We start from the raw sequence: 12814 nt of genomic DNA, 5'->3' as shown, positions 1-12814 counted from the left end.
TGAATACGTGCAACAGATAGCCCGCGCTGTCGCCCTGGCATTTAACAATCTACCGCGACCTCACCGCGTGATGCTGGGGTCGCTGACAGTCGTCACATTAGCGGTCGCCGTATGGCGACCCTATGTTTACCACCAGGAGTCCTCCTCGCCGATAGTCAGAAGCATCGAGCTGGGTAAGGATGACATCCGTTCTCTGCTTCCGGAAGCCAGTGAACCTATCGATACCGCTACGCCACAAGAGGAAGAAGCGATTCCTCAGGATGAGCTGGACGATAAGGTTGCCTCCGATCAGGGACTCCATGAATATGTTGTCTCCACCGGTGATACCCTCAGCAGCATTCTGAACCAGTACGGCATCGATATGGGCGAGATTAGTCGCCTGGCCCAGGTGGATCGGGATCTGCGTGGTCTGAAAATTGGTCAACAGCTCTCCTGGACTCTGACCGCCGACGGTAATCTCCAGAGTCTGACCTGGGAAGTCTCGCGGCGCGAAACCCGAACCTATGAGCGCAGCGGCAATGGTTTCAAAATGTCGCGCGAAACCCAGAAAGGGGATTGGGTCAATAACGTGATGAAGGGTACCGTGGGCGGTAGTTTCGTCTCCAGCGCCCGCTCCGCCGGTCTTACCAGCAGTGAGATCAATGCGGTTATCAAATCGATGCAGTGGCAGATTGACTTCCGTAAACTCAAGAAAGGTGATGAGTTTGCCGTGCTGATGTCTCGTGAAATGTTCGACGGCAAGCGCGAGCAGAGCCAACTGGTGGGCGTACGCCTGCGCAGCGGCGGCAAGGATTACTACAGCATTCGCGCTGAGGACGGTAAATTCTATGATCGTAACGGCTCCGGGCTGGCAAAGGGCTTCCTGCGCTTCCCGACCACGCGTCAGTTCCGCGTCTCCTCAAACTTTAATCCGCGTCGTGTGAATCCGGTTACCGGGCGGATCGCGCCGCACCGCGGGGTGGATTTCGCCATGCCGCAGGGTACGCCGGTAATGGCCGTTGGCGACGGTGAAGTGGTGGTAGCCAAGCGCAGCGGCGCGGCTGGCTATTATGCCGCTCTGCGTCATGGTCGCTCTTACACCACCCGCTATATGCATCTTAAGAAACTGCTGGTGAAGCCGGGCCAGAAGGTGAAGCGTGGCGATCGTATCGCTCTGTCCGGGAATACCGGGCGCTCTACCGGGCCGCACCTGCACTACGAAGTGTGGATCAACAACCAGGCCGTTAACCCGCTTACGGCGAAACTGCCGCGTACCGAAGGGCTGGTGGGTAAAGATCGCAGCACCTTTATGGCGCAGGTCAAAGAGGTCACGCCGCAGTTGCGCTTCGACTGATTTATCCTGTTTATCCGAAAGCCGGTCTTCATGACCGGCTTTTTATTTTGTCTGTTGGCCATCCGCCGCTAAAATAGCGGGCAACGATGATGATTAGTCGAATCGGCCACGGCCGGGAAGCGAATGGAAAAAGAACAAAAAGCAGAAAAGAGATCGAACATTGAGTTTATTCCTCAGTTCCAGAAGGCGTTTTTGCATCCGCGCTACTGGGGCTCGTGGCTGGGCGTGGTGGCTTTTGCGGGACTGGCCTGGACGCCGCCGCGTCTGCGCGATCCGCTGCTGGGGAATATTGGCCGTATTGCCGGACGCTTTGCGAAAAGCGCCCGGCGCCGGGCGCGCATCAATCTGCTTTACTGTTTTCCGGAGCTACCGGAAGAGCAACGGGAAGCCATGATCGACGGCATGTTTACGACCGCGCCTCAGGCGATGGCCATGATGGCGGAGCTGGGGTTACGGGATCCACAAAAGATTCTGGCTCGTGTCGACTGGCATGGTAAAGAGATTATTGATGAGCTGCAGGCCAATAACGAGAAGGTGATTTTTCTGGTCCCTCACGGCTGGGCGGTGGATATACCGGCGATGCTGATGGCGGCAAGCGGCCAGTTGATGGCGGCGATGTTCCATAACCAGGGCAATCAGCTGTTCGATTATCTGTGGAACCGGATACGCCGCCGTTTTGGTGGCCGTATGCACGCCCGTAACGATGGCATCAAGCCTTTTATCAGCTCGGTGCGTCAGGGGTACTGGGGCTACTATCTTCCGGACCAGGATCACGGCCGTGAACACAGCGAATTCGTGGATTTCTTCGCGACCTATAAGGCGACGCTGCCGGCGATTGGCCGCCTGATGAAAGTGTGTCGGGCACGGGTTGTGCCGCTGTTTCCGGTTTATAACGGCGACACTCATCGGCTGGATATCTATATCCGTCCGCCGATGGACGATCTGCGCGAGGCGGACGATCACACCATCGCCCGGCGTATGAATGAAGAGGTGGAGATCTTTGTGGGGCCTCATCCCGAGCAGTACACCTGGATTCTGAAGCTGTTGAAGACCCGTAAGGAAGGGGAGATTCAGCCCTATAAGCGCAAGGATCTGTGGCCGAAGGACAGGAAGAAGCCCTGATCATTTAGTCATAAAAAAGGTTCATCGCATATTAGCGTGAAACTGGAGTTACAGGTGGTCAGGCCATTTTGTGGATGAATATGCCAGGCAGGAGAAGGTTCCGTTCACCTTAAGGTTATTTTTTCATATGTCAGTTCGGGAGCCGGTGAACGTGTCAGGGGGACTTCAAACGCCAGTCCCCCTGACGACCCCCGGCTCCCGGCAATGGAAATCGCCGCTGACGCGGTCCCCTGCGCTAATTCCCGTCCGCCGGACGGGTCGGGCGTGACGGCACGTCCCTGTGCCGCACGCCCTTAGCCAGACATCCCTGTCTGGATGACCCTGGCGGCCGTGAACGCTCCGGCGATTTCCAGGCCGGAGCGTGTCACCGCCTTTAATCTTCAGCCTGAATTAATCAGAAAAGCACAGTCGCAGGTATGATTTGAAAAAACAGACTGAAGCGATGAGGGTGTTATGTCCCGGCTTAAAAAACGCCGAAGCGTTCACGACGGGTCAGGGGGGCCGACAGGGATGTCGGCCCAGGGCGTGGCCGGCAGGGACGCCGGCTCACGCCCGTCCCGGTAAAACCCGTCGGGAATTAGCGCAGGGGACCCGCAGGGCGTTCTTTACCGCCGGGGAGCCCGGGTTGCCAGGGCGGCGGCGATTGAGCCCCCTGGCCCGTTCACCGGCTGTGAAGCAACAGAGAAGCAGTGACTCAACGTGAACGGAACAGCCCACCACATCATCATATTCTGCCGGTTTTCAGCTTTCGCGTTCGAACACTTCACGATAATCCGCGATGAACCATAAAAAAGCCCACAGCGTCGTCTGTGGGCTTTTTCATTTCCGAAGGCCGATTATTCGACGGTCAGAATACGCACGGTATTGGTGGTGCCTACGGTGCCCATCACGTCACCCTGGGTGACGATAACCCGATCGCCAGGGACCAGATAGCCCTTATCGCGTAGCAGGTTCACCGCATCGTGGGCGGCGGCTACGCCGTCGGTATGGGTGTCGCAGTGTACCGGCGTTACGCCGCGGTACAGGGAGGTCAGATCCAGGGTGCGCTCATGGCGCGACATCGCGAAGATTGGCAGGCCAGAGCTGATGCGCGAGGTCATGCGTGCAGTGCGGCCGGATTCGGTCATGGCGATGATCGCGGTCACACCGGTGGTGTGGTTAGCCGCGTACATGGCCGACATAGCGATAGCCTCTTCCACATTTTCGAACTGCACGTCCAGGCGGTGTTTGGATACATTGACGCTGGGGATTTTTTCGGCGCCAATACAGACCCGGGCCATGGCTGCGACCGTCTCTGCCGGGTATTGACCCGCAGCGGTCTCTGCCGAGAGCATGACAGCGTCGGTGCCGTCCAGCACGGCGTTCGCCACGTCCATGACCTCGGCGCGAGTTGGCATCGGGTTGGTGATCATCGACTCCATCATCTGGGTCGCGGTAATGACGGCACGATTCAGCCGACGGGCACGGCGAATCAGGGTTTTTTGGATGCCGACCAGCTCCGGATCGCCGATCTCCACGCCAAGATCGCCGCGCGCGACCATCACAGCGTCGGAGGCGCGAATAATATCGTCCATTGCCTCTTCGCTGGCTACGGCCTCCGCACGTTCGACCTTAGCGACAATGTGGGCGTCGCAGCCAGCATCACGCGCCAGACGGCGGGCATAGTTCAGATCCTCGCCGCAGCGCGGAAAGGAGACCGCCAGATAATCCACCCCAATTTTCGCTGCGGTCAGGATATCGGCTTTGTCTTTTTCGGTCAGCGCTTCGGCCGACAGGCCGCCGCCCAGCTTGTTGATGCCTTTGTTATTGGAGAGCGGTCCACCGACGGTGACTTCGGTAAACACTTTCATCCCCTGAACTTCCAGCACCTTCAGCTGCACGCGACCGTCGTCGAGCAGCAGGATATCGCCAGGCACCACATCCGCGGGCAGCCCTTTATAGTCGATGCCGACTTTTTCCCGATCGCCTTCGCCTTTGCCCAGGCCGGCATCGAGCAGAAATTTGTCACCGATGTTGAGGAAGACTTTGCCCTCTTTAAAGGTGGAAACACGGATTTTCGGCCCCTGGAGATCGCCCAGGATGGCGACATGACGTCCCAGCCGCGCCGCGATTTCGCGGACCTTATTGGCGCGCAGCAGGTGATCTTCCGCGCTGCCGTGTGAAAAGTTCATGCGCACCACATTGGCGCCAGCGGCGATAACCTTCTCCAGGTTATTGTCGCGGTCAGTGGCCGGGCCTAAGGTGGTTACGATTTTGGTTCTGCGTAGCCGTCTGGACATGTATTACTCCGTTGACTGAAACAACTCGGTGTTGCTTGAATAGAATTCGGTTGTTCGGACTTTCTACTCTTAACCTAACCGAACAGCCTGCTAAGTTACATCTTTGTTATAAAAAATTAACAAATTACTCTGTGTTATCCGGCAGAAACAGTCCCTTATCAAAGCGCGATTCGCGCAGGGCTTCCTTGACCCGCTTCAAGTTCTCTCTGAATTTCGCGCCGCGGCGCAGGGTAAAGCCGGTGGCCAGCGCATCGAGCAGCGTGAGCTGCGCCAGACGAGATACCATGGGGATATAGATATCGGTATCTTCCGGTACCTCCAGCAGTAGGCTAAGACCGGCTTCCTCTGCCAGCGGCGAGTCGGGGCTGGTAATGGCTATCACCATCATATCGTTGTCGCGCGCCAGACTGGCCAGTTCGACCATCTGCCGGGTCCGACCGGTGTGGGAGATCAACACCAGTACGTCGCCACTGCCGCCGTTGATGCAGTTCATACGCTGCACCACGATATCGTCGGAATAGAAAACCGGCACATTGAAGCGCAGGAACTTGTTCATGGCATCGTGAGCCACGACGGCGGAGGCGCCAAGCCCGAAGAAGGTGATGCGTCGCGCCTGGCTTAGCCAGTCTACGGCGCGGTTGATGGTCTGCATATCCAGAGTCTGGCGCACCTGATCCAGACTGGCCATTGCTGACTCAAAAATTTTATTGGTGTAGGACTCGACGCTATCATTTTCATCTACGCTGCGGCTGACCCAGGGAGTACCGCTGGCCAGGCTCTGGGCCAGATGGAGTTTGAAATCGGGGAAGCCCCGGGTTTCCATACGGCGGCAGAAGCGGTTGACGGTGGGTTCGCTCACCCCGGCGCAGGCGGCAAGCGCCGCGATACTCGAATGGATGGCGCGCTGCGGCGCCTGTAAAATGGCGTCGGCGACTTTGCGTTCGGACTTACTCAGCTTGTCCCGCTGAATCCGGATAGTTTCCAGCATATTCATAATGAATGAGGCACTCACAGCTCGTTGCGATGCCACTTCGGGCGTCATCGTCAGTTACTCCGCCCAGAATACCCTTTTCGGGGGCATCTGCGGGTATCGAAAAGACCAAAGCTGTTGTTTTTTTTCATTACTTGATCGTAGTCGGGTTTTGGTCCTCTGCTGGCAACAGGCCGGATAGCGCTTTACGATAGCGACAGCTGGCGATTTCTATGGCAAATGGCACTGGGTGTATTCGCCTCACTAACAAAATGAAGTACAGTGCATTGTAATAAAATTACAAGCGGTCTGGCATAAGCCGGGCCAGCCGAAACGAGGAGAAAGACATGGCGGTAACGCAAACAGCCCAGGCATGCGACCTGGTCATTTTCGGCGCAAAAGGCGATCTTGCGCGCCGTAAACTGCTGCCTTCCCTGTATCAGTTGGAAAAGGCGGGCCAGATTCATCCCGATACGCGTATTCTGGGGGTGGGGCGCGCGGACTGGGATAAAGAGTTCTATACCGGCGTGGTTCGTGAAGCGCTCGAAACCTTTATGAAAGAGCCGATTGATGAGGCGCTGTGGCAGACCCTGAGCGGTCGCCTGGACTTCTGTAATCTGGATGTCAACGACCAGAAAGGTTTCACCCGACTGGGGAAAATGCTCGATCAGAAGAATCGGGTCACCATTAACTATTTCGCCATGCCGCCCAGCACTTTCGGCGCCATCTGTCAGGGGCTGGGCGCCGCGAAGCTGAACGCCAAACCGGCTCGCGTGGTGATGGAAAAGCCGCTCGGCACTTCACTGGCGACTTCCCGTGAAATTAATGACCAGGTGGGTGAGTTCTTCGAAGAGTGTCAGGTGTACCGCATCGACCACTATCTGGGTAAAGAGACGGTGCTCAACCTGCTGGCGCTGCGTTTCGCCAACTCCCTGTTCGTCAATAACTGGGATAATCGCACCATCGATCACGTGGAGATTACCGTAGCCGAAGAGGTGGGCATCGAAGGTCGCTGGGGCTACTTTGATCAGGCGGGCCAGATGCGCGATATGGTGCAGAACCACCTGCTGCAGATTCTGTGCATGATCGCCATGTCGCCGCCCGCCGATCTGACCGCCGACCATATCCGTAACGAGAAGGTGAAGGTTCTGCAGTCCCTGCGTCGCATCGATCGCACCAACGTTCGCGATAAAACGGTACGCGGCCAGTACACCTCGGGCTTTGCTCAGGGTAAAAAAGTGCCGGGGTATCTGGACGAAGAGGGGGCGAATAAGAGCAGCAATACCGAAACCTTCGTCGCCATTCGGGTAGATATTGATAACTGGCGCTGGTCCGGCGTGCCGTTCTATCTGCGTACCGGTAAGCGTCTGCCGACCAAGTGTTCGGAAGTGGTGGTCTACTTCAAGAACCCGGCCCTGAACCTGTTTAAGGAGTCCTGGCAGGAACTGCCTCAGAATAAGCTGACCATTCGCCTGCAACCGGATGAAGGGGTGGATATCCAGGTTCTGAATAAGGTGCCGGGGCTGGATCATAAGCACAATCTTCAGACCACCAAGCTGGATCTGAGCTATTCCGAAACCTTCAACCAGACCCATCTGGCGGATGCCTATGAAAGGCTGCTGCTGGAGACCATGCGCGGCATTCAGGCGCTGTTCGTACGTCGCGATGAAGTGGAAGAGGCATGGAAATGGGTGGATTCCATTACCGAAGCCTGGGCGGCGGACAACGATGCGCCCAAACCGTATCAGGCGGGCACATGGGGGCCAGTGGCCTCGGTGGCGATGATCACCCGCGATGGCCGCTCCTGGAATGAGTTCGAGTCCTGATTATCACGATCGTGTCATAGGGTTATTTTACCGGTAACATGATCTGACTCAGCAGAGTTGAAAATTTTTTTGTTTTAAAGCCCCGTCCGGATTCACCGACGGGGCTTTTTTCATTACACTAGCTGAAGCGATTTTGCCACTGGTGGTGCGGGAGAGAAGAGATAAGTAAGCGTCACCACTGTTTCTTATACTCCGTACCAGCCGCCTGACGGCGACACAGATAATGAGGACCCTTTATGAACCCGACAATGTTACGCGTAACAAATCGCATCATCGAGCGTTCGCGCCCGACCCGGGAAGCCTACCTGGCCCGCATTGAACAAGCGAAGAGCAACACCGTCCGTCGCTCCCAGCTAGCCTGCGGTAACCTGGCACATGGTTTCGCGGCTTGCCAGCCGGGGGATAAAGCTTCTCTGAAAAGCATGCTGCACAACGATATCGCCATTATCACCGCCTACAACGACATGCTGTCCGCACATCAGCCCTATGAGAACTACCCGAATAAAATTCGTCAGGCGCTGCATGAAGTGGGTGCGGTAGGGCAGGTGGCCGGTGGCGTTCCGGCAATGTGCGATGGCGTGACTCAGGGGCAGGACGGCATGGAGCTGTCGCTGCTGAGCCGTGAAGTGATCGCCATGTCCGCGGCCGTTGGGCTGTCCCACAATATGTTCGATGGCGCGCTGTTCCTGGGAGTCTGCGATAAAATCGTCCCCGGTCTGACCATGGCCGCGCTCTCCTTCGGTCATCTGCCGTCGGTATTCATCCCCTCCGGCCCTATGGCCAGTGGTTTGCCAAATAAAGAGAAGGTCCGTATCCGTCAGCTGTATGCCGAAGGTAAAGCAGATCGTGCAGCGCTGCTGGATGCCGAGGCCGCCTCCTATCACGCGCCTGGCACCTGTACCTTCTACGGCACCGCCAACACCAACCAGATGGTGGTGGAGTTTATGGGGATGCAACTGCCGGGCTCTTCCTTTATTCAGCCGGACGCGCCGCTGCGCGACGCGCTGACCGCAGCGGCGGCTCAGCAGGTGACGCGTATGACCGGCAACGGCAACGACTGGATGCCGCTGGGTAAAATGATTGATGAAAAGGTGGTGGTCAACGGCATGGTGGCTTTGCTGGCGACCGGCGGATCCACCAATCACACCATGCACCTGGTGGCCATGGCGCGCGCCGCCGGCATAATCATTAACTGGGACGATTTCTCTGAGCTTTCCGATGTGGTTCCGCTGCTGGCACGTCTTTACCCTAACGGCCCGGCGGATATCAACCACTTCCAGGCTGCGGGCGGGGTACCGGTACTGATGCGCGAACTGCTGAAAGGCGGTCTGCTGCATGAAGATGTCAACACCGTGGCAGGTCGCGGTCTGAACCACTACACCATGGAGCCGTGGCTGAATAACGGTAAGCTGGACTGGCGTGAAGGGGCTGAAAACTCGTTGGATCCGGAGGTTATCGCCACCTTTGATCAACCCTTCTCCCATCACGGCGGTACCAAAGTGCTGAGCGGTAACCTGGGCCGTGCCGTAATGAAGACCTCTGCGGTACCGCTGGATAATCAGGTGATTGAAGCTCCGGCGGTGATTTTCGAGAGTCAGCACGATGTGGTACCGGCTTTCGAAGCTGGCAAACTGGATCGCGACTGCGTGGTGGTGGTGCGTCATCAGGGGCCGAAAGCGAACGGAATGCCAGAATTACATAAACTCATGCCGCCACTTGGTGTATTATTGGACCGCGGTTTCAAAATTGCGCTGGTGACCGACGGACGCCTGTCTGGCGCCTCGGGTAAGGTTCCTTCCGCTATCCATGTCACGCCGGAAGCATACGACGGCGGGCTGCTGGCGAAGGTCCGCGAAGGCGACATGATTCGGGTCAACGGCCAGACCGGCGAGCTGATGCTGCTGGTGGATGATAGCGAACTGGCTGAGCGCACCCCTGAACATCCGGATCTTAGCGCCATGCGCGTTGGTACCGGGCGCGAACTGTTTGGCGCGCTGCGTGAAAAACTGTCCGGCGCAGAGCAGGGAGCCACCTGTATTACCTTTTAAATCCCGCGCATTGCGGGGAAGACAGATTAACCTTCACGGGAGAGATTTTCTGATGAATAACTGGAAAACGAGTGCGGAACAGATCCTGAAGAGCGGTCCGGTAGTACCGGTCATCGTTGTCAAAAAACTGGAGCATGCGGTACCGATGGCCAAAGCGCTGGTCGCCGGTGGCGTTCGCGTTCTGGAAGTGACTCTGCGTACCGAGTGTGCGATGGAAGCGATCCGTCTGATTGCGAAGGAAGTTCCGGAAGCCATCGTGGGGGCGGGCACCGTTATCAACCCGCAGCAGCTGGCCGAAGTGACCGAGGCGGGTGCGCAGTTCGCCATCAGCCCGGGTCTGACCGAGCCGCTGCTGAAAGCGGCGACCGAAGGGTCCATCCCGCTGATCCCGGGCATTAGCACCGTTTCCGAACTGATGCTGGGCATGGACTACGGTCTGCGTGAGTTTAAATTCTTTCCGGCCGAAGCGAACGGCGGCGTGAAGGCGCTGCAGGCTATCGCAGGTCCGTTCTCCCAGGTGCGTTTCTGCCCGACTGGCGGTATCTCTCCGGCTAACTATCGCGACTACCTGGCGCTGCCGAGCGTGCTGTGCATCGGCGGTTCGTGGCTGGTACCGGGCGATGCCCTGGAGTCTGGCGACTACGCACGCATCACCCAGATTGCGCGTGAAGCTGTGGAAGGCGCGAAGCAGTAATCTTCCGGCCCTCTCCGTTCGGAGAGGGCCGCTTAATTTATTCCCCCTGAACCACTACCGCGTCCGCGGCCGCTCTGGCCCGACTGACGGCATCTTCCGTGGATTCTCCGGTCGTCAGTACCACGCCAAGACGGCGGGTTCCCGCGATTTCCGGTTTGCCGAACAGGCGTAGCTGTAACCCGGCGCCACAGGCGTTTTCCACGCCGTTGAAACGCAGATCCTGGCTGGTTAGCTCCGGTAAAATAACCGCAGAGGCCGCCGGTCCGTATTGACGAATCGCGCCTATTGGCAGGCCGAGGAATGCGCGCACGTGCAGCGCGAATTCTGACAGATCCTGAGAGAGCAGGGTGACCATGCCGGTATCGTGGGGACGCGGCGAGACTTCGCTGAATATGACCTCATCGCCGCAGACGAACAGCTCCACGCCAAACAGGCCGTGGCCGCCCAGGGCGGTAACCACCTTGCCCGCCACGTCACGGGCCTGCGCCAGCGCCCGGTCGCTCATCCGCTGGGGCTGCCAGGATTCGCGGTAGTCGCCGTCCTGCTGACGATGGCCGATGGGGTCGCAAAAGTGCAGGCCATCTACGGCGCTGATGGTCAGCAGGGTAATCTCGAAGTCGAAGTTAACCACCCCTTCAACGATAACCCGACCTTTACCCGCGCGGCCGCCCTGTTGGGCGTAGTGCCAGGCCTGTTCAATCTGTCCGGCGCTGCGGATCAGGCTTTGTCCCTTACCGGATGAGCTCATCACCGGCTTAATGATGCAGGGCAGGCCGATCTCTTCAACCGCCTGACGGAAACCTGCCAGGTCGTCGGCGAAGCGGTAGCTGGAGGTTGGGAGCGCCAGCGTTTCGGCCGCCAGACGGCGAATACCTTCCCGGTTCATTGTGAGCTGCGTGGCGCGGGCGCAGGGCACCACATGCGTGCCTGCGCTTTCCAGCGCTATCAGCGCGTCGGTGGCGATGGCTTCGATCTCCGGCACAATGTAGTCCGGGCGCTCTTTGGCCACCAGGGCCTTAATTTGCTCTGCATCCAGCATATTCACGACGTGGCTGCGGTGTGCTACGTGCATGGCGGGGGCGTCGGCATAGCGATCGACGGCGATGACCTCCAACCCGAGACGCTGGCACTCAATGGCCACCTCTTTTCCCAGCTCTCCGGCGCCCAGCAGCATCACGCGCGTGGCGGAAGGGCGCAGTGCGGTTCCCAGTACAGACATAGTGATTTCCCCGGTCAAAAAATACAACAACAGCTACGAAAACGTTTGCGTCGGCGACGTAGTTTAGCCAAAACGCCGGGTCTGGTATACTGATTAAAAATCCAGTATACCCGGAGTAAAACCGATGGCGGTTGAAACTAAATATGTTGTTGTACGCAAAGGTGAGGAAAAGATGTCTTTTGCCAGCAAAAAGGAGGCAGACTCCTGGGATAAAATGTTAGATCTGGCGGAGTCGTTCGAAGAGTGGCTGGAAGAGGGACCAGTGGAGCTGGACGAATCTCAGCGCGAGGCATTAGGTCTGTGGCTGGCGGAGCATAAAGAGACGCTCTCCACCCTGATTAAGACCGGCAAGCGGCCCCAGCCAAAGGCTGTGACAACACCAGAGCAGGAAGAGAAGGCGGCGCCCAAAGCGCGCGCGAAGCACAAAGCGGCCTGAGCCTTTAACCACAAAGAGGGAAAAACCACGTTTTTCCCTCTTTGTCATCAACCTGACGGCCCTTTAGGGCCATTTTGCTTTTTTTGCGTTTCCCGACACTTCCTGACACTGAGTCACTTACCCTGCAAAGTGCATGAATAGATCATTACAGGGGTATTTGCATGGCTAACTGGTTAAATCAACTGCAGTCAATGCTGGGCCAGAGTGGGCAGCAGGGAAGTGCAGGCAAGCAGGAGCAGGGATTAAGTAAGTTACTGGTACCGGGCGCGCTGGGCGGTCTGGCGGGGCTGCTGGTGGCCAGCAAATCGTCGCGCAAGCTATTGACCAAATACGGCGGCAGCGCGTTACTGGTTGGTGGTGGCGCCGTGGCTGGCAGCGTGCTGTGGAACAAGTACAAGCAACGTATGAGCGAAACCCAGCAGCCGCAGCAGCAGGCGCAGCCGGTACAGCCTGCGCTGGCGAATCAGGCATCGCCGCTGGATGAGCGCGCGGAACGTCTGGTACTGGCGCTGGTCTTTGCCGCTAAAAGTGACGGACATATCGATGATCAAGAGCGTCAGGTCATTGAGCAGCAGCTTCAGGAGGCGGGCATTGAACAGGAAGGGCGCGCTCTGGTGCAGCGCGCCATTGAACAGCCTTTGGATCCTCAACGTCTGGCTCAGGGGGTTCGCAATGAAGAAGAGGCGCTGGAACTCTATTTTCTGAGCTGTGCTGCCATCGACATCGACCACTTTATGGAGCGCAGTTACCTCAATGCGCTGGGTGATGCGCTACAGATCCCCCAGGACGTGCGCGACGGCATCGAGCAGGATATCCAGGCTCAGAAGCGCCAGCTTCCTGAATAATCTTTCCCTCCCCGCCAAAGGCCAAATCCTTCCAGCTGCTGA

The 12814-nt window shown here is 57.8% G+C and carries 10 protein-coding genes; 7 read left to right on the top strand and 3 right to left on the bottom strand.

Annotated features, from left to right (window positions below; translation table 11 throughout):
- Positions 1-7: 7 nt before the first annotated feature.
- Together mepM and lpxM are read left to right on the top strand one after the other, a co-directional pair.
- Positions 8-1333: a murein DD-endopeptidase MepM gene (gene mepM, locus SCU88_RS15290; RefSeq protein WP_175341629.1), complete on the top strand. Its 1326-nt coding sequence runs from the start codon at positions 8-10 to the stop codon at positions 1331-1333.
- Between the two features lie 123 nt (positions 1334-1456).
- Positions 1457-2455 (top strand): lauroyl-Kdo(2)-lipid IV(A) myristoyltransferase, encoded by a 999-nt coding sequence (gene lpxM / locus SCU88_RS15285; protein WP_138097989.1) that lies wholly within the window; start codon positions 1457-1459, stop codon positions 2453-2455.
- 836 nt (positions 2456-3291) lie between these two features.
- On the opposite strand, the gene pyk is transcribed toward lpxM, so the two are convergent.
- Together pyk and SCU88_RS15275 are read right to left on the bottom strand one after the other, a co-directional pair.
- Positions 3292-4734, bottom strand: coding sequence for a pyruvate kinase (gene pyk / locus SCU88_RS15280; RefSeq protein ID WP_138097988.1), 1443 nt, complete (start codon positions 4732-4734; stop codon positions 3292-3294).
- A gap of 124 nt (positions 4735-4858) precedes the next feature.
- Positions 4859-5728 carry a transcriptional regulator HexR gene (locus tag SCU88_RS15275; RefSeq protein ID WP_175341703.1) on the bottom strand — a complete coding sequence of 290 codons (870 nt, stop codon included), beginning with the start codon at positions 5726-5728 and terminating at the stop codon, positions 4859-4861.
- A gap of 323 nt (positions 5729-6051) precedes the next feature.
- Between SCU88_RS15275 and zwf the strand changes: the two genes are divergently transcribed.
- The 3 genes from zwf (at position 6052) to SCU88_RS15260 (ending at position 10272) form a co-directional block, all read left to right on the top strand.
- Positions 6052-7530, top strand: a complete 1479-nt coding sequence (gene zwf, locus SCU88_RS15270; RefSeq protein ID WP_175341628.1) for a glucose-6-phosphate dehydrogenase — start codon at positions 6052-6054, stop codon at positions 7528-7530.
- Positions 7531-7766: 236 nt separating this feature from the next.
- Positions 7767-9578 carry a phosphogluconate dehydratase gene (edd, locus tag SCU88_RS15265; RefSeq protein ID WP_175341627.1) on the top strand — a complete coding sequence of 604 codons (1812 nt, stop codon included), beginning with the start codon at positions 7767-7769 and terminating at the stop codon, positions 9576-9578.
- A 52-nt stretch (positions 9579-9630) separates the two neighbouring features.
- Entirely contained in the window at positions 9631-10272 is a 642-nt protein-coding gene (locus SCU88_RS15260) for a bifunctional 4-hydroxy-2-oxoglutarate aldolase/2-dehydro-3-deoxy-phosphogluconate aldolase (protein ID WP_138097985.1), read from the top strand.
- 37 nt (positions 10273-10309) lie between these two features.
- Here SCU88_RS15260 and purT read toward each other — a convergent pair whose 3' ends face one another.
- Positions 10310-11491: a formate-dependent phosphoribosylglycinamide formyltransferase gene (gene purT / locus SCU88_RS15255; RefSeq protein ID WP_175341626.1), complete on the bottom strand. Its 1182-nt coding sequence runs from the start codon at positions 11489-11491 to the stop codon at positions 10310-10312.
- A gap of 124 nt (positions 11492-11615) precedes the next feature.
- On the opposite strand from purT, the gene SCU88_RS15250 reads away from it, so the two are divergent.
- Complete coding sequence (locus SCU88_RS15250; protein WP_175341625.1) at positions 11616-11927, top strand: YebG family protein; 312 nt, start codon at positions 11616-11618, stop codon at positions 11925-11927.
- Between the two features lie 161 nt (positions 11928-12088).
- A complete protein-coding gene (locus SCU88_RS15245; protein ID WP_175341624.1) occupies positions 12089-12772 on the top strand; it encodes a DUF533 domain-containing protein in 684 nt (227 codons plus the stop codon).
- The last annotated feature ends 42 nt before the right edge of the window (positions 12773-12814 follow it).

Origin of the sequence: Jejuibacter sp. L23 (assembly GCF_050815825.1) — a bacterium.
In the GTDB taxonomy this organism is placed as follows: Bacteria; Pseudomonadota; Gammaproteobacteria; order Enterobacterales; family Enterobacteriaceae; genus Jejubacter; species Jejubacter calystegiae.
Note: the sequence above shows the minus strand (reverse complement) of the source record. Positions and strands in the feature narration are given on the sequence as shown.